This window comes from Arcicella sp. (assembly GCF_964672035.1).
This window is the reverse complement of record NZ_CBABQS010000061.1, coordinates 1-19277: the sequence shown is the minus strand read 5'-3', so window position 1 is coordinate 19277 and position 19277 is coordinate 1. Positions and strand designations below refer to the sequence as shown.

At 36.3% G+C, this 19277-nt stretch carries 17 protein-coding genes; 3 read left to right on the top strand and 14 right to left on the bottom strand.

The genetic code is table 11. The features are described from left to right. Positions 1-25: 25 nt before the first annotated feature. From AC1W31_RS15095 to AC1W31_RS15045, 11 genes are all read right to left on the bottom strand, one after another. Positions 26-1762: an OmpA family protein gene (locus tag AC1W31_RS15095; RefSeq protein ID WP_481735308.1), complete on the bottom strand. Its 1737-nt coding sequence runs from the start codon at positions 1760-1762 to the stop codon at positions 26-28. Positions 1763-1894: 132 nt separating this feature from the next. Further along, on the bottom strand, positions 1895-2971 hold the full coding sequence (locus AC1W31_RS15090; protein WP_481735307.1) for a hypothetical protein: 1077 nt from the start codon (positions 2969-2971) through the stop codon (positions 1895-1897). Between the two features lie 12 nt (positions 2972-2983). Continuing rightward, positions 2984-4747: an STN domain-containing protein gene (locus tag AC1W31_RS15085; RefSeq protein WP_481735306.1), complete on the bottom strand. Its 1764-nt coding sequence runs from the start codon at positions 4745-4747 to the stop codon at positions 2984-2986. Positions 4748-4828: 81 nt separating this feature from the next. Further along, positions 4829-5830 carry a FecR family protein gene (locus AC1W31_RS15080; RefSeq protein WP_481735305.1) on the bottom strand — a complete coding sequence of 334 codons (1002 nt, stop codon included), beginning with the start codon at positions 5828-5830 and terminating at the stop codon, positions 4829-4831. 128 nt (positions 5831-5958) lie between these two features. Then, the gene (locus tag AC1W31_RS15075) at positions 5959-6537 is read right to left on the bottom strand and encodes an RNA polymerase sigma-70 factor (RefSeq protein WP_481735304.1); all 579 of its coding nucleotides are present in this window, start codon (positions 6535-6537) and stop codon (positions 5959-5961) included. Positions 6538-6739: 202 nt separating this feature from the next. Beyond that, positions 6740-7939: a DUF3570 domain-containing protein gene (locus AC1W31_RS15070; protein WP_481735303.1), complete on the bottom strand. Its 1200-nt coding sequence runs from the start codon at positions 7937-7939 to the stop codon at positions 6740-6742. A 166-nt stretch (positions 7940-8105) separates the two neighbouring features. Next, on the bottom strand, positions 8106-8324 hold the full coding sequence (locus AC1W31_RS15065; protein ID WP_481735302.1) for a DUF4266 domain-containing protein: 219 nt from the start codon (positions 8322-8324) through the stop codon (positions 8106-8108). A 19-nt stretch (positions 8325-8343) separates the two neighbouring features. Next, positions 8344-9237: an FAD:protein FMN transferase gene (locus AC1W31_RS15060; protein WP_481735301.1), complete on the bottom strand. Its 894-nt coding sequence runs from the start codon at positions 9235-9237 to the stop codon at positions 8344-8346. A gap of 80 nt (positions 9238-9317) precedes the next feature. Further along, positions 9318-9761 carry a thioredoxin family protein gene (locus tag AC1W31_RS15055; RefSeq protein WP_481735300.1) on the bottom strand — a complete coding sequence of 148 codons (444 nt, stop codon included), beginning with the start codon at positions 9759-9761 and terminating at the stop codon, positions 9318-9320. Between the two features lie 105 nt (positions 9762-9866). Further along, positions 9867-10340: a Rieske (2Fe-2S) protein gene (locus AC1W31_RS15050; protein WP_481735299.1), complete on the bottom strand. Its 474-nt coding sequence runs from the start codon at positions 10338-10340 to the stop codon at positions 9867-9869. An 88-nt stretch (positions 10341-10428) separates the two neighbouring features. Then, the gene (locus AC1W31_RS15045; protein ID WP_481735298.1) at positions 10429-11451 is read right to left on the bottom strand and encodes a hypothetical protein; all 1023 of its coding nucleotides are present in this window, start codon (positions 11449-11451) and stop codon (positions 10429-10431) included. 128 nt (positions 11452-11579) lie between these two features. Between AC1W31_RS15045 and AC1W31_RS15040 the strand changes: the two genes are divergently transcribed. The 3 genes from AC1W31_RS15040 (at position 11580) to AC1W31_RS15030 (ending at position 16688) form a co-directional block, all read left to right on the top strand. Next, positions 11580-12719, top strand: a complete 1140-nt coding sequence (locus tag AC1W31_RS15040; RefSeq protein WP_481735297.1) for a DUF4249 domain-containing protein — start codon at positions 11580-11582, stop codon at positions 12717-12719. Positions 12720-12821: 102 nt separating this feature from the next. Beyond that, complete coding sequence (locus AC1W31_RS15035) at positions 12822-15215, top strand: TonB-dependent receptor (protein ID WP_481735296.1); 2394 nt, start codon at positions 12822-12824, stop codon at positions 15213-15215. Between the two features lie 24 nt (positions 15216-15239). Beyond that, on the top strand, positions 15240-16688 hold the full coding sequence (locus AC1W31_RS15030; protein ID WP_481735295.1) for a glycoside hydrolase family 30 protein: 1449 nt from the start codon (positions 15240-15242) through the stop codon (positions 16686-16688). A gap of 178 nt (positions 16689-16866) precedes the next feature. On the opposite strand, the gene arsB is transcribed toward AC1W31_RS15030, so the two are convergent. The 3 genes from arsB to AC1W31_RS15015 are packed head-to-tail and all read right to left on the bottom strand — an operon-like array spanning position 16867 to position 19064. Next, complete coding sequence (arsB, locus tag AC1W31_RS15025) at positions 16867-17940, bottom strand: ACR3 family arsenite efflux transporter (protein ID WP_481735294.1); 1074 nt, start codon at positions 17938-17940, stop codon at positions 16867-16869. 26 nt (positions 17941-17966) lie between these two features. Beyond that, on the bottom strand, positions 17967-18707 hold the full coding sequence (locus tag AC1W31_RS15020) for a metallophosphoesterase family protein (RefSeq protein WP_481735293.1): 741 nt from the start codon (positions 18705-18707) through the stop codon (positions 17967-17969). A gap of 24 nt (positions 18708-18731) precedes the next feature. Further along, positions 18732-19064, bottom strand: coding sequence for an ArsR/SmtB family transcription factor (locus AC1W31_RS15015; protein WP_481735292.1), 333 nt, complete (start codon positions 19062-19064; stop codon positions 18732-18734). Positions 19065-19277 lie beyond the last annotated feature (213 nt).

Here is a 19277-nt window from a genome sequence, read left to right as displayed (position 1 = left end):
ATCTGTGGTCTAATTTTACCAAAACCTAATTAATCTTAAACTGTACTCTGCGATTTTTTGCTTTGTTTTCATCGGTATCGTTTGCTACTAAAGGTTGAGTTTCGCCGTAGCCTTTGGTGGTCATTCTATCGCCTTTTATTCCTTTTGTTGTGAGATAATCGACCACTGTTTTAGCTCTTTTTTCGGATAATTTCAAGTTAGAATCGTCATTTCCAACATCGTCGGTATGGGCGGAGATTTCTACTTTAATGGTCTGATTTCCTTCCAACAAACTCACCAAGCGGTCTAATTCTTCGTTTGATTCTGGTTTTAAATCGGCTTTTCCCGTTTCAAAAGTAATGTCTTGCAATTGTACAACGGCATCTTTCTTCAAAATGGCTAAAGGTACTTTTTTCAATCGGTCTTTGAAAACATCCGCCGTGTCGGGTTTAAAACCACGAGAGAAAAAAGCGTAACCCAAAGCATTTGCCGCAAATTTGTAGGCTTTTCCAATTTCCACGGTTACGGTGGCAATGTCTTTCTCTACTTTCACTTCCAACAGTTGCTTGGTTTCCACGTCCATTACTTTCACTTTTGGGTCCTTCAAAATGGCTTTGGTTTCCTTATCCAACAATTGAAATTGATACGGAATTTTCTTCGGAATCAACTCAATATTTTTCTCAATATTATCCGTTTCTTTGGCCGTTGTCATATCCATCGAACCTTTATACGGAAAATAATCATTCAGAGGCGTTGTGGATAATTCATACTTACTACCAACTCTGTAAATCATTGAAAATAAACCATTTGCATCTACTACGGTACTGATTACTTTCTCTTTACTGTTATTACTTTTTGAGGTAATTTTAGTCGCAATGGGCTGTTTTGTAATGGCATCAACCACTTTTCCATCCACCGTTACTAATTTATATTTTCGGTATTTATCAGGAATTGTAACGGTATAAATATCGCCCGAAGTATAATAATACATCAAGTCGCCAGCGGCAGAAACCGAGGCAAATTGGTCATCTTCTTCGGTGTTGATATATTCCAAATTGATGGGTGTTGCCCAAGAGCCATCATCTTCTTGAAAAGATTGATAAAGGTCAAATCCACCAACGCCATCTTTACGAACCGAACTGAAAATCAGCGTACGATTATCCGCCATAATTCGAGGAGATTTTTCGCAATCACCATTGATGGGTGCAGGTAGTTTTTCGGCAACTCCCCACGTGCCATCTTCTTGTTTTTTAGATGCCCAAATTGAATAACAGAGCGCTTTATCTTTCCGTTTTGAAAAATTATCACGGATAAAATACATCATTTTCCCATCTGCCGAAACGGACGGAAAACCTTCATAAGCCTTCGTATTAATATTATTTCCTACGGGTTTTGGGTCAGACCAATCGGTGCCGTTCCAAGTTGAATAATAAATATCCATATCGCCCTGTCCGCCATCGAATGAGGCAAAAAAGAATAGCGTTTTACCGTCATAACTGATGGATGGTCCACCAATCAGGTCGTTTTCTTTCCCTACTTTATTGATATTTGTGATGGGTTTGGCAACCGTCCATTTATTCTTTTCATTTTTGGTTGTATAGTATAATTCCCATTTACCTTCGCCCGCTCTGTCCGTCTCAAAAATCATCGTTTTGTTGTTCGCACTGATGGATGGTGCGTACTCGTTAAATTGAGGTGTGTTTACGGGAGGTCCCAACGGGCGACGTATTTGCGCCTGAGTATAAAAGCTAAAAAATAAGATAATCAGTAATACTTTTTTCATGGTTTTGTTGATTAATAATTTAAGGAATATCAAAAAAACACCATCAATGATTAGTCGTTAAACTATTCCAATACGGATTAACCATTCGGGAAATTTATTCAACTCAAATATGGCATGCAATTTTATAAAATCTCACTTCATACAATTCTCTAAAAACAATTTCTCCGCCTTTTTTTGTCCTTTTTTGGCTAAATAGCTCCAATCTAAACAGGCATTTTTATTTACTTTTAACGCAAAATAACTATCGGCACGTTTATAGTAAGGTTGTAAATCGAAGTCTTCATCCTGCATTAGGATACACTTTGTATAGAGTTTTATTGCTTTTACGTACTCTTTTTTATCGAAAAATGTATTGGCTTTTTCTTTATTTTCATAGTAAAGATACTCGTCAAAATTATTGTCAGGTTTTTCTTCAGTATCATAAACATAAACAAAATTGAAGATTGTTTCTACTTTCTTACTTTCATATTCGGCTGGTAACCAACGCTTTCGAGTCTGGTAAACTGCTTGTTCCAAAGCATTATTATAAGTCGAATCACTGCTTTCCTTTACGGTTATATCTTTCAACGCTCCAGATTTACCAACCGCAAATGTTACCCTAAAATTTCCTTTCTTTTTGGCAGGAAAATTAAACTCTTTTTCAATCATGTCATAGGAAGATTCGTACACTTCATAAAAAGTACTCAACACGGTAGGAAAATCGCCCAGAACTGGCTTAAATTTAGGAAAAATATATTCGTTGAAACTATAAGCGGTATCGCCATCGGTTTGAATTCTAATGTTTGGTTTAATAAATTGTCGAAAAAAATACTGTCCTGAAGATTCAGTTGTTGAGATATAATGATACTTAATTATCTCATTATCAGGTGTATTCTTGAAATTTCCATAAAATATCAACTCATGTTCTGTCAGTTTTTCGATCACATAAGTGACAGTTCCTCCAAGCACCAAAATACTGTCTGAAATGGCATATTTTGTTTGTTGAGCATTTCTGCCATTAATAATTACACCCGTATTTCCCTTTTTAAAAATCAACATCGAAGCCGCATTCTTAGCAATATTTTCATCTGGAACTTGGCTTCCGTCTTTCATTTCTATTCGGTATTTCACCCAACTTCTCATGATATTTCGCTGTTCATCCACAACAATCTGAGCATTGGATTTATGCCAAAGTAAGAGTAATGCAAAAAGTAAAAGTCTGATTTTCATAAAGTTATAATTTTAACTTCTTCTTGAACGTAAGCGAATTCCCATCTGAAAACCAATCCAGAAAACGGAATTTGACGTTGAAGAAATAGCCTTGTAAGATGGAATTTTATTAAACGGTTTTACAGTCCAAAATGAAGAATTATATTCATCAATAATTAAATATTTAATGGATGGCCCGAAAGTAACGGCAGCATTTCGGGCAATCTGCTTTTCAAAGCTCAAGTCTAATTTCCATATGGATGCTATATTTGGACTAAAAGCATCGTATTCTACCAATATATTTGTAGTTAAATCCGTATTAAGCATCCATGATTTTCCTAATTCATACGCCCGACCGATGCCATAACCCAAGCCAAAAATTTCTTGTTTTCGAGTAAAATTATAATGCAAAGCTACGATATTATAAAATTTCTGCACGCCCGTTTTGAAGCTAAAAATAGCAGTTTGGTTTTCATCCACTGATAATTCTAAACGTTTATAGCCATTGCCACTTCCCACGAAACTCAAAAAACCAATGGGAACCGTATCGGTGGAATCTGAAATATTGATAAATCCAATTTGCTTCCCTCCTTCCACAACTCGATGAGCAAAATTTACGGGAGAAATCTGCCAACCTCCTGATTCTCTGGCAATTACATTAAATCCTAATGATAATTGGATACCTCTATCCAAATATCCTGCGATGTTGAAAGTTGAACTTAATTGTCCACCTAATACAGTTCCACCAACAATATTTCCGACACCCGCTATTTGTAAACCTTGCACATCGTTACGCACGCCGTTCAAGATTCCTCCCACCTCTAATTTACGAACACCGCCTGAATATCCCATCAAAATATTGACAGAATAATTATTTTTAATACTCCCCGAAAGTAAACGATTTGTACCCAAAAAAGGCAAGATTGAAACTTGAAATTTCTGCCCCAAAGAATCATCAACGTTCTGGGCATTAATGCGTTGTGAACGACTGACAAATATTTTTCCTAACTTTTTCTTGAATTCATCCCAACGACTATCGTATAAAGTGGAGTCAATAATTGGGGAAGTTGGAAAAAGATTTTGATCGGAAATATCTGGAAATGGTGGAGAAATTGGTTGATTGTCAGGTTTATTTTCGAGCGATAAATCTTGATTAATACGAGAATTTTTTTCTTCTATTGAATTATCATCAGAGATTGGTACCTCAACAGTAGGGTAAATAATGGGCGTTAATTCAATGTTTTCGTAACTATTTTGAACTGATTTTATCGTAATAATTCGCTTTTCATAATCCGCTTTTGAAATTATCAATTTTGTAGGCAGTTCCCTGACTTCCAGACTTAAACGATAAAATCCGTATTGATTACTGATGGCAGACGACAAACTTTTAGGGTCATAAATGGTAGCTTTATTCAAAGATTTATCCGTATTTGTATCAATGATATATCCGCTAATAATGATTGTTTTGGGAGATGCTTTCTGATTATTTTTTTGCAAAATAATATAATTCCCCCGCACTTTATAACTAATAATTCCTTTAAAAATCAAGTTCAAAACTTCACGAACGGGTTTATTGGAAACCGTAATATCACCACGATTATTAACGTCAAAAATAGCTGAATTATAGGAAAAGGAGAAATTGCCTTGTTTAGCAATGCTTTCTAACACAACCGAAATTTTTTCGTTATTTAATCGTAAAGTAATTGGGCGTTCGAGCAGTGGGGTTTGGGCAACTAAACGGAGGGGCATGAAAAGCACAATAAAATAAAGTACGTATTTTAAAGTGTGGAATTTCATGCGAAATGGTTGAAATTTATAAATTTTATAGCGTTTTAAAGAAGTACTTTTGGCGAAATACTTCCTTAATTATTGTCAAAGTTAATCACACCCTTGTCCACTCAAAACAATCGTATCTACTTGATTATCAACCTTTAAATTAAAAGTTTCAGCAATAACATCAATAATATTTTCTAACTTTTCGTTTTCGAAAGTAGCCGTTAATTTGCAGTTTTTGATATTATCTTGACCGAATTTTATGGTCTTGCCAAACCGTTGCGATAAAGTTTGCGCAACTTCGTCCAATGACATTTTATTGAAAACGAAAGAATTTAGTTTTTCTTTTACAAAGGCTTCAACTTCTGCAACTTCCGATTTAATGATGGTATTAGCATTTGCTAAAATCTCTCCTTTTTGTCCTTTCGTTAAGATAACTTGATTGTTTTTTTTCGAGAATTGCACCCGCCCTATTTTTACAAGCACTTGAACCTGAGCATCATACGCTCGAACATTGAAAGACGTACCCAATACTCGTACATCGGTGCCTTGCGTGTGGATGATGAAAGGATGAGCAGCATCGTGGTGAACATCAAAGAATCCTTCACCCGTTAAATTTATCTCACGGGTATCGCCCTCGAATGATTTTGGGTAGGTTATTTTTGAATTTTTGCTCAATAAAATATTTGTTCCATCGGGAAGTATTTTTTCAATGGATTGACTCCCCGAATTGAAAGTTAAAACGTCATTTTGAGGTGTAGTGAATTTCTTGGCAGCCACAAACCAAAGCCCAAATAAAACCACTAAAACTGCGGCAATTTTCAAGAAATTACTCATCCAATTCAGCTTTACGATTGGCTTAATTTCTTGATTATCAGTAGATTCTATTCCTGTTTTCTTCGCAATATTTAATTTTGTCCAAGCGGCATCAACATCGACTTTCTGTTGATTTTTTGCGCCATCCCAAATAATTTTTGAATGGTCAAAAGTCTTTTGGTTATCCTCAGACGCAATAATCCACTCACTAATCGTATCCGATTCGTGAGTGTCCGTCTCATCAGCAAGGAATTTTGCCAATAAGTCGTCTATAGTTTGGTCTTGATTCATTATTTTTTGAGATATTATCCAACATTGGAAACCTTACAAATCTCTGTTTTAGTAGCAATTTTCGTCTGACGAAAACCTAATTAAATTATCATTTTACAGTCTGAATACAGTCTAACCTATTTTTTACTTTACAATAAATTCAACATAAACAGAAACACAATTGGCAGATAATCAGACAGTTCAGTTCTCATAATTCTTAATGCTTTGCCAATTTGGTTTTCAATCGTTTTGATAGAAAGTCCTAATTTATCGGCAATTTCTTGGTATTTTAATTCTTCAAAACGGCTCATTTTAAAGATCAATCGGCATTGTTCTGGCAGTTTATCAAGGGCTTCTGAAATGCGGCTTTCTAACTCATTTTTATCCATAATATCAGTGGCCGAATCGAAAGTCTCTTCCAAATAATCTCCCATATATTGTCGATAGGTTTCTTGAATTTTGAGGTGTTTCAAGCGATTCAAACAGGTATTATGGACGGCACGATACAGATAAGATTTCAAGGAAACACTAATTTCAATGCCTACTCGTTGTTCCCAAAGTTTCAGAAAAATGGATTGTACCACCTCCTCGGCATCGTCCATATCTTTCAAAATTCCGCACGCATAATTACACAAGGCTTGATAATATTTTCTGAAAACTGTTTCATAAATACGTTCATTACCTTGTCGGATTGCCAATAAAATATCTGAATCTGGAATTTGTATCATTTAAAGAGGTGAAGCTGGTTAGCAACTCCGCAAAAATACAATTCCTATCGGATATTTCATCTTTAAGACAATCAATTTTCATTTTACCCCTATTTTTTCAATTATCAATTGATAATTAATAATTAGCATTTTTTCTTTTTCACAAACGAAAAAATGTCGCAGAGACAATTTTCTACGACATTTTTTCTATACTTTAACCAAACTATTTCATCTTCAAGGCCATTGTTACAATATTGGCTACCATGCCCGTTGTGCGAGTGTAATGTCCGTAACGCAATTCAACACTACTTAAATGTTTCATACCCAAAACGCCATTGACTGGAGCAAATCGAAATCCTGTACCGTAGAAATTGGTATTCATGCCCGAAATATCATAATCGCTTGAATAATAATCACTTGTGGGTGAATTCTCTTTGTAAGCATGAAAATAATCTACGGCTGTTTGTTTGTTAAAACGATAATACGGACTAATGGAAATGAAAGGTGTAATTTTATAAGTACCTTCCACATTGATCGTGTGCGCTTTCATGCCCCAATCGTCCATATAATATCTATAAAATGTTCTCAAAATCAGGTTGTCGCCAAAAAAGTAATTCGCTCTTATACCGACGGGCAATTTCAAACGCTTTCCTGGTAATTTTTCGATGCCTTCGGTATTATCCGAAAAATAAATGCGATGAAAAGAAGTGCTTAAAAAACCTTCTTGATACGATGGTTCCACAATGGCCATCAACTGCAAACGCTCATTCACGACCTGCGAAAGTGAAAAAGCGGCAGTATAAGAGTTTCGAGGCTTTGTATCTGATGCTCCTCTCCCACTGCCCGTAGTGACTGTGCGAAATTCGGTGGGTAGAATTATCGTTGCTCTATCTATAAAAGCACTGGCTTTGACGCTAAATTCACGATTATTATCTTTCGATGCTTTTGCCCAACTTGTGGTAAATCCGTTGGAAATATAATCATATTCATGCGAAAAGGAATAAGTTAAACCTTTCGTAACACGAGAATTATTATCTTTTACACTCCAAGAAAGCGATGGATAAAAGTGAATATCGCTGGCCGATGCTCCTGAAATCGTTCTTGGGTCAATATTATCCGAAGATGCCGAAGTATAATAGTCAATGTTTAAGTCAATATTAAAAGTATGCAAACGATTTTTGACATCGTATTTTGATAATTTTAGGTCGAAAGAATTGGCGTAATCACTTAATTTTTCCGTTCCGATACCACCCGTCACCGCCGACCTATCGCCCTCTTGATGGTAATAACTCGTAACAAAATTAATTTCATCGACTTTTAATTTGCGTTTTTCATAGTCAGTATTTTCTTCAACATTACTTTGTGCGGTAGTTCTGAAGAGCATACTTACTAATAAACCAGCGGTTATGATTATTTTTTTCATTCTTGCAACCACATAGAAAACATAGGATACATAGTCTTTCTACGTGAAATTTTAAATTTGATAAATTTTCAATGTTCAATTTAAAATATTCAAATATTTTAAATTTCACTTTTTACTTGAAAATTAGTTGTTGAACATTGAGTATTGAAAATTAAACTTCTGTATACTAATTACAGCCACAGCCTCCACTTCCTTTTCCGCCGTTTGCTCCCGTTGCCCCTTCACGATAAAGGTAAAAACTGGTTTCAAATTTTTCGGCTTTGCGGGAGGACAATTCCATCTCAGAATCGTTGATTCGGCTTTTTTGGTATTCTTTGACGCTCACACACGAGGATAAAGCGAATACGCATAAAGCGAAAATTAGGGTGTTTTTAAAGAGTTTCATTTTATTCGAGTTGCCGTATTTATTTAATATTTATATTTTTACTGGTAAACATTTTGTCGTTATCATCAATAATCACGCAGGCAATGCCTTTGATTTGATTGATTAAATCTAAGCCAACTTTCACGCCCATCACCGTTACGGGTGTTGCGAGCGAGTCAGCGAGTTCGGCATTTGGGGCAATGATGGTTACACTTTTAATACCAGTTACGGGCAAGCCAGTTTTTGGATTAATCGTATGGGAATATCGTTTGCCTTTTATCATCACAAATTTTTCGTAATCTCCCGAAGTTGCCACGGCCATATTACTAATATTGATGCTCGAAAAGGTTTTGTTTTTGTAATTTGGGTCGGCAATTCCGATGGTCCATTGCTTGCCATTGGGTTGATTTCCCCAAGTTGTCAAATCGCCCGAAGCATTTACTACGCCACTTTTCACCCCTTCCCGAATCATTAATTGCTTTGCCATTTCGGCGGCATAACCTTTGCCAATTCCGCCAAAACCAATTCTCATTCCTTGGTCTTTCAAGAAAACCGAACAATCATTTTGATTTAAAATAACCTTTTTATAATCAATGAGTTTTACCATTTCTTTGGCAGTTTCAGCGTCTGGCAAAGTGGTCATTTTCACATCAAAATTCCACAGAGATTTATCAATCGAACCATAAGTAATATCAAAAGCTCCTTGCGTAAGATTGGAAATTTTGAGCGAGCGTTGGATTAATTCATAAACTTCCTTATCCACTTGTACGGGCTGAATTCCAGCTTGAGCATTGATTTGGTTGGTCTGGCTTTCGGGTTTGAAAGTAGTGAGTAATTGTTCTATCCTAACGATTTCTGAAATGGCAGATGTTATTCTTTCATTTGCCCAATTTTCATCTTCACTCACTACGCTTATTTCAAAGCGATTACCCATTAGTTTTTGGACTTTTGAAAAAATTTGAGCGCTATGAGTTATGGGCGGGTGGCGTTCCACTTGTGAATTCTGAATTTCCACTATTTTAGATGAGTCACCTTTTCAATATCCTTTTCCATCGTGCCAATTGTCATGGCAGAAGTATAACCATCCCACGATTTTACCACATTACCTTCACCATCAATCAACACGGTGAAAGGGAATTTACCTTCTTTGTTATATTTTTCGGCAAGATTTTCGTTATTTTTTTTCAATTCTGGCGAAAGACGATTTTTCTTGCTTCTTGGAAAATCTGCTCTTACTAATACCAATTTTGAATCGGCAAATTTTAAAAAATCTTCCGAATCCAACACTTCTTTTTTGAGTTTCATACACGGCCCGCACCAATCCGAACCAGAGAAATTTAAGAGAATATATTTGTTCTTGGCACTGGCTTCGGTGATGGCTTTAGTGAAATCAGTCGTCCATTCAATAGTAGTATTGAATGAAAAAATAGTTAAAAATATGATACTTAATAATTTCATTTTATTGTTCAGAGCCTCAAGTTTAAAAACTTCCGACCTCTATTTTATTGGTTAATATTTCTGTAAAAAAAACTCAAAGCTAACGGCTCAAAGCTGATTGCTATTCTAATAAACTACCAACGTTTTTCCATCGGTAGCCACTTTATAAGCAGTAATTCCACCCCTCGCTGTCGAATTCAAAGCTCCCCCATTGAGGTCAAATCTGGCACCATGAGCGGTACAATAAAATTCTCCTTGACTAAAAATCACTTGTCTTTTAGGCTCATGACTACATAAATTAGTTACCGCTGCATACGCTCCAGCACTCACTTGTGCCACCACAATATTGCTCTGAATGATATAAGCTCCCACGTTTTTTATCGCTGAAGTTGTCAAATCAATTTTTAAAATCGGATTGGTGATTGAACTAATATTGGAGGTGGGCGTGGCTGGTACTACGGGCGCAACGGGCGTAACGGTGCTGGCATCAATTCGGGTAACTGGCACATAAGTATCGTCTTGTTTTACGCAAGAAGTCAAAGCGGCCATGAGTGCTGCACCCGTGAAGCCCATTGATTTTAAAAATTCGTAACGAGTCATATTATTTGAGAGTTCGTGATTATTTTTTTTAATCTTTTAAATAAGAGTACATGAAAATAGCTTTTTGTATTGCCTTTTATCTTTTAATTCAATGCTCTGTCACCCGTTCAAGACTCGTCCAAACGATTTCTCCCATGGTTTTACAGGCTAAAAATTTATCTGATTTATAATAATGAGCCAATTCTGTTTTGAGTTGTTTGGTATTTTCTTCGGAAGAAATATCATCTTTTGCCATGATTGACATCAGTTCATAAATTCGTTGATTTTCAACTTTCAATCGCCCCGAAATTAGCGAGCGTTCTTCGGTGCGATACTGTTCAACGGATTCAGGAGTCATGTGTCGCATACCCATTTCAATCAAGGGATTATTTTGTTTGAAATATTGAGGTTGATAAACGGTTCGTTTGCCTTCGTAAGACTGTTGGTCAAAATCAATGGCTCTAATTCGGTAGTAATCCTCCTCAAAATCGGGGGTAATATCTACGACAAAATTGGAAGAGTGCATATCGCCCAAAAGCAAGACAAAACAGCGCTCATTGAATTTAATGAACTCTTTTGCCAAACGAATTTGATTTATTTTTGGATTAGTAAGGTAGGATTTAAAGAATTGGTCTCCCGGAATTCCCGCAATGTGTTCTTCGACTAAGGTATTTTCAAATGTCAAATAACTGATTCGATTCGGCGACAATAAATGTTCCAATTCCATGCCATAAACTCTGGAACAATCGGCTCTTTTTAGGTAAAAATAATCAAAATTATCATTCACCCGATTCACGATACGGATACGAAAAGGTTGGGTATTTCCGTAGGTACACAAGTCCACACGGTCGATGGTTAGATGTTTGATAACTGCCTGATTTCCATCGGTTTTTAGGTCGGCGTAAATCTTTTTTAGTCCATCGTAAATATGATCAATTTCGCTGTACGGAAAGAAAACCGTTATCCAAAGCGTATCACTTCCAGCACGGTCGTAAAGTGAAATAGAACTTTCAAACCTCAACAAATCAGCGTATTGAATGGGCATAACCGCCTCACGTCCGTATTTTTTGAGGTATTTACGGAGCTGAAGATTGATTTTAAAGGGTATTTTTTTCTTAGAAATTAAAGCCATAAAATATTTTAGAAATTGAATATTATGCTTAAAAAAACAAATGTAGGGTAAATAAGAACACAGTTTTGACTTTATTTCTTTAAATTGTTCCTTCAAGCCTTTCAAAGCAAATCACTCACATTAATCACATGAATATCAAGCATTTTCGAATTTATTTTTTTATTTTTTCACTCCTTACGCTGACAAGTTGCATCGACCCTTACGACGTTAATTTTGGTCAGAAAAATAATGTATTGGTGGTGGAGGGTTTTTTAACGGATGATTATTTGAATCCTGACACCATTAAAATTCAATACTCCGTCTATACGGAAGGAAATATATCTATCAGTACCATCGCTTCGGTAAAAGCATCCATTTGGGCGGCAACTTCTGGAAAAGAAACCAGTCTCATCGAACAAAAAACGGGTGGATTTCTCCCTCCCAGTGATTTTAGAATTAATCCTTCCGAAAAATACACTCTTCGTTTTTCGTTAGCCGATGGACAAAAATTTGAATCTTCTGCCGAACAAATATACACGACTCCGCCAATTTTGAAGGTTTATGATAAGTTTAATCCGCAAAGTAGATTATCCGATGATGGCAAAAAATATTTTGCTGGTAACGAAGTTTTCGTGGATTTTAAGGATACACCCAACCAAAAAAATTATTATTTATGGCGTTATACCCATTACGAAAGAATTGTGCATTGTACGACTTGCTATAACTCTGCTTACGATTTAAAAACGCTTGGGTGTACCATAAAACTGGCTACATACAACCGCACGCCCTATTATGACTACCAATGTGCGGGCGAATGTTATGCCATTATTAAAGGAAAACTCGTCAACGTAATGTCGGATGTGGTATCGGACGGAGATTTGGTCACGGGGCGATTAATCGCAAAAATTCCTTTTCATTATATGTACGGGTGTCTCGTAGAAGTTCAGCAAATGAGCATTTCGCCCCAAAATTATACGTATTATAAAAACCTTGAATCACAATTACAATCAACGGGCGGCCTTGCCGATACGCCCGCTGCCGCAATTGTTGGAAACATCAATAATTTGACAAATTCAGCCAATAAAGTGGTGGGATATTTTGGGGTAGTTTCTATTCAAAAAAATCGGTACTGGGTGGACAGAAAAGATGACACCGGCGAATATGATTATATTTTAAGTCACCCGCCAGTTGAAGAACCCGCTGACCCCAGAGACCTTTCTCGTCCACCTATCATCAAGTGTATCAATAGCGCCACTCGAACCCCCTTCAAACCTGCTGATTGGCGGTAATCAGCAAACAATAAGAAGTAAATAACAGGTAAAATGCTGCTTAAAGTTGCCAATTATTTTACTGAAATAATTACCTATAATTAAGTCAAATATCCAGAATTCATGAACATAAAAATACTGATTCCATTTTTAATATTCTTTTTAATCCGATTAAGTGGCTTCTCGCAACAATCTCATGCCGTGATTATTACGGTAAAAGATTCAAGTGATAATACCCCTTTGAAAGACGTTGTGATAAAAATTGATGCCCAAAGAGCCAATCTTTCTTCCAATGATGAAGGCGTACATACTTTTTTCATGCCTCCAGGCGAATACGGACTCACCATTAGTCATTTTGGGTACCGAACTTATCGACGGAAATTAGTCATGAAAGATGTTGAACTACATCTGACCGTCAGTTTGATAAATGTGGCGAAAGAATTGGATGAAGTTACGGTGAATAGTCAAGCCATAAATGGCAACGTTGCCCGACCACTTTTAGGCGTTTCTGCCCTAAGCATCAAGGCCATTAAAAAAATTCCCGCCATGATGGGAGAAACGGATGTTCTGAGAGGTTTGCAAATGCTTCCCGGCGTTACATCGGTGGGCGAAGCCGCCAATGGGGTGAACATCAGAGGCGGAACAACTGACCAAAATCTTATCCTTTTGGACGATACGCCCATTTTTAATCCAACTCACCTTTTCGGTTTGTTCTCCATTTTTCCGCCCGATGCTGTTTCGGGTTTAGAATTGTACAAAGGCGGAATTCCCGCAAAATTTGGCGGTCGTGCTTCCTCTGTGATTGATATTAATTTGTTAAATCCGTCTTTGGATAAATTCAAAATGACGGGAGGAATCAGTTTAGTTTCTAATCGTTTAACCATCGAACAACCCATTATTAAAGAAAAATTGGCGATAATGGTTTCGGGAAGAGCGTCTTTCAATGATTTCTTTTTCAAATTAGGACCGCCAAAATTGCAGAATATCAAGGCTAATTTTTATGATTTAGCCACCAAATTATTCTACAAAATGAATGCAAGAAACACATTTACTTTTTCAGGATATTTGAGCAAAGATTTCTTCCAAACTGATTTATTAGGCACAATCGGCAACGTCAATGCCACTTCCACGCAGTATGATTATCAAACCGAAAATGCGGCTTTGAAATGGTTTCATGCCTTTAATTCAAAACTAAACTTGCAAACGAGTGCCATTTATACCAATTATCAACCCAAAACTTTATTGCCCGAATTGAACAGTAACAATAAAGTTTCTTTGGAATCTGGCATTGTGTATAATCAGTTGAAATCGAGTTTGAATTATGCACTCAACGAAAAACATAGCATAGAAGGCGGAATCAGTACAATTTTATACCGAATCAATCCGGGAATCTTGAATCCTGGAAGTTCGCCAAGTGTAAATTACAGGTCGGTTCCCGAAGAAAGAAGTACCGAATCAGGGATTTATTTGGAAGATGAAATTACGGTAAATAAGAAATTGAGCATTTCAGTTGGCTTGAGATATTCGTTTTACAATGCTTTGGGCGGTACGGTCAGAAATTACAATCCATTATTCTCAAAATCTGATTTTAGTGTGATTGATTCAACCGTTTATAAATCAAACGAAGTATCTGCTTCTTACGGTGGTTTTGAGCCACGAATTGCCTTGAAATATTCCCTCTCTGAATTGAGTTCTATCAAGTTTGGGTACAATTTAATGCGTCAATATTTACAAGTGGTTTCCAACACCACTACTCCGCTACCAACTTCCCGTTGGGCAACCAGTAATGCTTACATAAAACCCCAAATTAGTGAATTATTTTCGGGTGGAATTTTCAAGAATTCACGAAATAACATCTACGAATTTTCGATGGAAGGTTATTATAGAACGACCGAAAACAGCTTAGATTTCAAACCAGGGGCAGATTTTTTATTTCAACCATACATCGAAACGCAAACTTTGCAAGGAAAAGGCAAAGCTTATGGCTTAGAATTGATGGTGAGTAAAAAGAAAGGCGAAGTAACGGGTTGGATAAATTATACGTATTCACGAGCCTTGAACCAAATCAAACAGAGTGATCGATTTGATGAGCAAATCAACGGAGGAAATTGGTATGCGACCAATTATGACCGCCCGCATAGTTTCAATGCCACTGTGAGTATTTCGGAAGGCAGTCACCACGAGTTTGGTTTCACATTCGTCTATAATACTGGCCGACCATTCACCGTGCCAGAGGGTTTCGTGCAATATAACAACGTAAAATATCCGTATTATTTAGAAAGAAATAACGACCGAATTAAGGATTATCATCGTTTGGATTTTTCGTGGACAATACGCAATCCAAGTATGCAAAAAAAGCGTTGGGAAGGCTCTTGGACGTTTGCCGTCTATAATTTATACGGAAGAAACAATGCTTATTCGGTTTATTTAAGATCAGAAGGTGGATTGAAAGCCTACCAATTAACCATTTTTGGTTCGCCAATTCCTTCGTTGACTTATAATTTTAAATTCATGTAAATAACATCTTGGTGAACCCATAATATGAAAACGATCATTCCATTTTTAGCAACCGTTATCCTATTTTTTAACTGTGCAAAATCTGATAATCCTGTCGCAATAACGCCTATAACTACCCCCGTAATTCCACCCATTATTGGCAATAACGACATGGATTTTTGGCTTACCAAAGGTGATCAAAGTGCTTTATTACAAAAACAATCCGCCGTTTTAACATTTGGAACAACGAGTAATTCTTTTACAAATATTGAAGTAGATTCGACTCGTCAATACCAAACGATTGATGGATTTGGTTATACCCTAACGGGCGGAAGTGCCTACGTAATCAATCAAATGGGTGCAAATACAAAAGCCGATTTATTACAAGAATTATTCGGGAATGGCGATAAATCTATTGCCATTAATTACCTCAGAATCAGCATTGGCGCTTCTGATTTGAACGAAAATACTTTTACCTACGATGATATTCAATCGGGGCAAACGGATTTAGATTTAGTTAATTTTAGTTTAAATCCTGATAAAAAAGACTTGATTCCCTTGTTGAAAGAGATACTTTTGATTAACCCAAAAATTAAAATTATTGCCACGCCTTGGTCGCCGCCTGTTTGGATGAAAGATAATAATTCGTTTGTCGGTGGCAGTTTAAAACCCATTTATTATGAGGTTTACGCCCAATATTTTGTAAAATATATTCAACAGATGAAGACAGAGGGAATTACGATTGAAGCCATTACGCCCCAAAATGAACCGCTAAATCCTAAGAATAATCCAAGTCTTTTGATGACTGCGATTCAACAAACAGAATTTATCAAAACCAATTTGGGTCCTGCTTTCAAAACGGCAAATATTACTACTAAAATCATTGCCTACGACCATAATTGTGATGTCGCTGACTATCCACTTACCGTTTTAAGAGATGCCAAAGCCAATCCTTTTATCGACGGTTCGGCCTTTCATTTATACGCTGGAAGTATTGGGGCTTTATTGACGGTTCACAATGCTTTTCCAGATAAAAACGTCTATTTCACCGAACAATTTACCGACTCAAAAGGAGATTTTGGGGGAGATTTAAAATGGCATTTAAAGAACGTAATTATAGGCTCAATGCGTAATTGGAGCAAAAATGCCTTAGAATGGAACCTTGCCAATGACGATAATTTCAATCCTCATACCCCTGGCGGATGCACTACTTGTAAAGGAGCTTTGACCATTGGAACTGGGTCGGCGGTGACTCGCAATGTGGCCTATTATATCGTGGCTCATGCCTCAAAATTTGTGCCTGTTGGATCGGTTTGTATTGCCAGTAACAATGCAGGGGATTTACAGACAATAGCCTTCAAAACACCCACGGGCAAAAAGGTTTTGATTGTTGAAAACGATGGAAATACCGAAACATCTTTCAATATAAAATACCAAAATAAATGGGTTACCACGCAATTGCCAAGCGGCGGTGTTGGGAGTTATGTTTGGTAAATAATTTCATGAGAAATCGAAACTTTGTCCCGATTTCTCATGAAATATTAATGTAGCATAATCAGTCGGCAGTAATTAGTATGTAGTATTATGAACATTTCCGCAACTCGTACATAAGGAGAATATTATGTGCGTATTTTGTCTACTGCCTACTTAAACCTAATTATCTTCTTGTAAATCAAGTATTTGATTCTTCTGAATACCACTTCTTTTTAAACCAGAATGCCACTCTAACTAACAAAATTAAGGCTGGAACTTCTACCAAAGGTCCAATAACTCCTGCAAAGGCCTGTCCACTATTTATCCCAAATATTCCAATAGCTACGGCAATGGCTAACTCAAAATTATTGCCCGTTGCAGTGAAAGAAATTGCGGTATTTTTAGAATAATCAGCCCCCATTTTTTTGCCAATCACAAAACTTACCAAGAACATAATGATAAAATACAGCACCAACGGAACGGCAATTTTTAAGACATCAAAAGGAATTTGAACGATTAGTTTACCTTTCAAACTAAACATTATCACAATCGTAAAAAGTAAAGCAATTAAGGTAATGGGTGAAATTGTTGGAACGTATTTATTATTGAACCACTCAATGCCTTTCCACTTAATTAGAAAATAGCGACTGATAATTCCTGCAAAAAATGGAATGCCCAAATAAACCAAAACACTCTCAGCAATTTGTGAGATGGTAATATTTACTTCCATACTTTTTACCCCAAAATAAGGGGGTAAAACGGTAATGAAAAGGTAAGCATAAAAACTGTAAAAAAGGATTTGAAAAACGCTATTCAAAGCCACTAAACCAGCAGCATACTCTCGATTTCCTTCTGCCAATTCATTCCACACGATGACCATAGCAATACATCGGGCAATTCCGATTAAAATCAATCCAACCATGTATTCGGGTTGATTATGAAAGAAAAGAACGGCTAAAAGAAACATCAGTATGGGTCCAATTATCCAATTTAATAAGAGTGATACGGTAAGAATTTTTGTATTTTTGAAGACTTCACCCATATTCTCAAAACGCACTTTTGCTAAGGGTGGATACATCATCAGAATCAAACCAACTGCTAATGGAATATTGGTCGTTCCACTCGAAAATGAGTTGATAAATTGGGAAGATTCTGGAAGAAAATAGCCAATGCCTACGCCAATAAACATGGCTAAAAATATCCAAAGAGTTAGATATTGGTCTAAAAAACTCAACTTTTTTCGTTGAGTTGGGTTACAATTAATGGCACTCATAAATTATTGGTTTATTACTTTAAAAATTAGTACGCTTTTCTTAATCTATCGGCAAGTTCATCGGGCAATGGACTATTTTCAAGGGCTTTTGCGGAGAATTCCACATCGTAGTCAAAGCGAATAAATTGCACTTGAATGCTATTTTTGTTAAGCTTTCCACTGTTTTTATGAATATGTAATAATACGTATCCACCTTGTGGGTTGCCGTCTTTGGGCTTGCCAACCGACCCAGTGTTAATTGCATGAAAATAACGGGTCGATTTACCTGTGGTTTCACATAAAATACGGTGGTAGGGTTTATGGGAATGACCGAAACATAAAATATCAACCCCAGCTTCCTTAAATATTTTAATAAAATCTGATTCATCTTTATCTTCCAAAAGATATTCATCATTTCTACTTGGACTTCCGTGTACCAAAAGCATTTTTAATTTATCTTCGTTCAATTCAAAATCTACTTGGATATGGGCAGGTAAAGTTGCCAAATAAGTTTTTTCATTTTCTCCAATAATGTCGTAAGCGTAATTTTTACCCGTTTCGGATAATAGTTGCTCGGTGAGTTTTTTCACTTTGGCATCGTGATTTCCTGCGATAGTGGCAATACGTCTTTTTCTAATTTCATGGATCACTTCATTAGGATAAATATGGTAACCAACTAAGTCGCCCAAACAGTAAATAGCATCGGGATTATTCGTCTCTACATCCACAAAAAAGGCTTCTAAAGCGGGTAGATTTGCGTGAATATCACTAAATAAGGCAATTTTCATACTAATAAAGTCTAAAATTTAAAGCTAACAACATTGTATTTTTTTCTTTTCTAACGACCATAAAATAGTATCAAAATACTGCTTTAAGGTTTCAATCGCTTTTTCGTTAATACAATAGCAAATGGCGGTACCTTCAATTGTCCCCTTTATAATTCCTGCGTTTTTTAATTCCTTCAAATGTTGAGAAACGGTGGGTTGTGCCAAGGGTAATTCATTGACAATATCTCCACAAATACAGGTATCTACCTTCAGTAAATAATCAATAATAGCAATTCTTGCAGGATGTCCAAGTGCTTTACTAATGTTTGCCAACTCATTGTGTTGAGTAGTAAAATGTTGTGTTTTCGTTAAACCCATTGAATTACATTTATATATTGCAATATTACGATAAATATTTACTAATATCAATAATTAAAATAGTTTTAGTAACGAGTAAATAATAAGTTGGTCAATCTCTACCTTTTATTAGGTAGTTCCATTTAGGTCTTTTATCATCGAAAGTAACATAATTTTTGATATTATCTTTAAATTTCTGACTGACCTCTCTTTTGTTTAAATATTGCTTTTGGT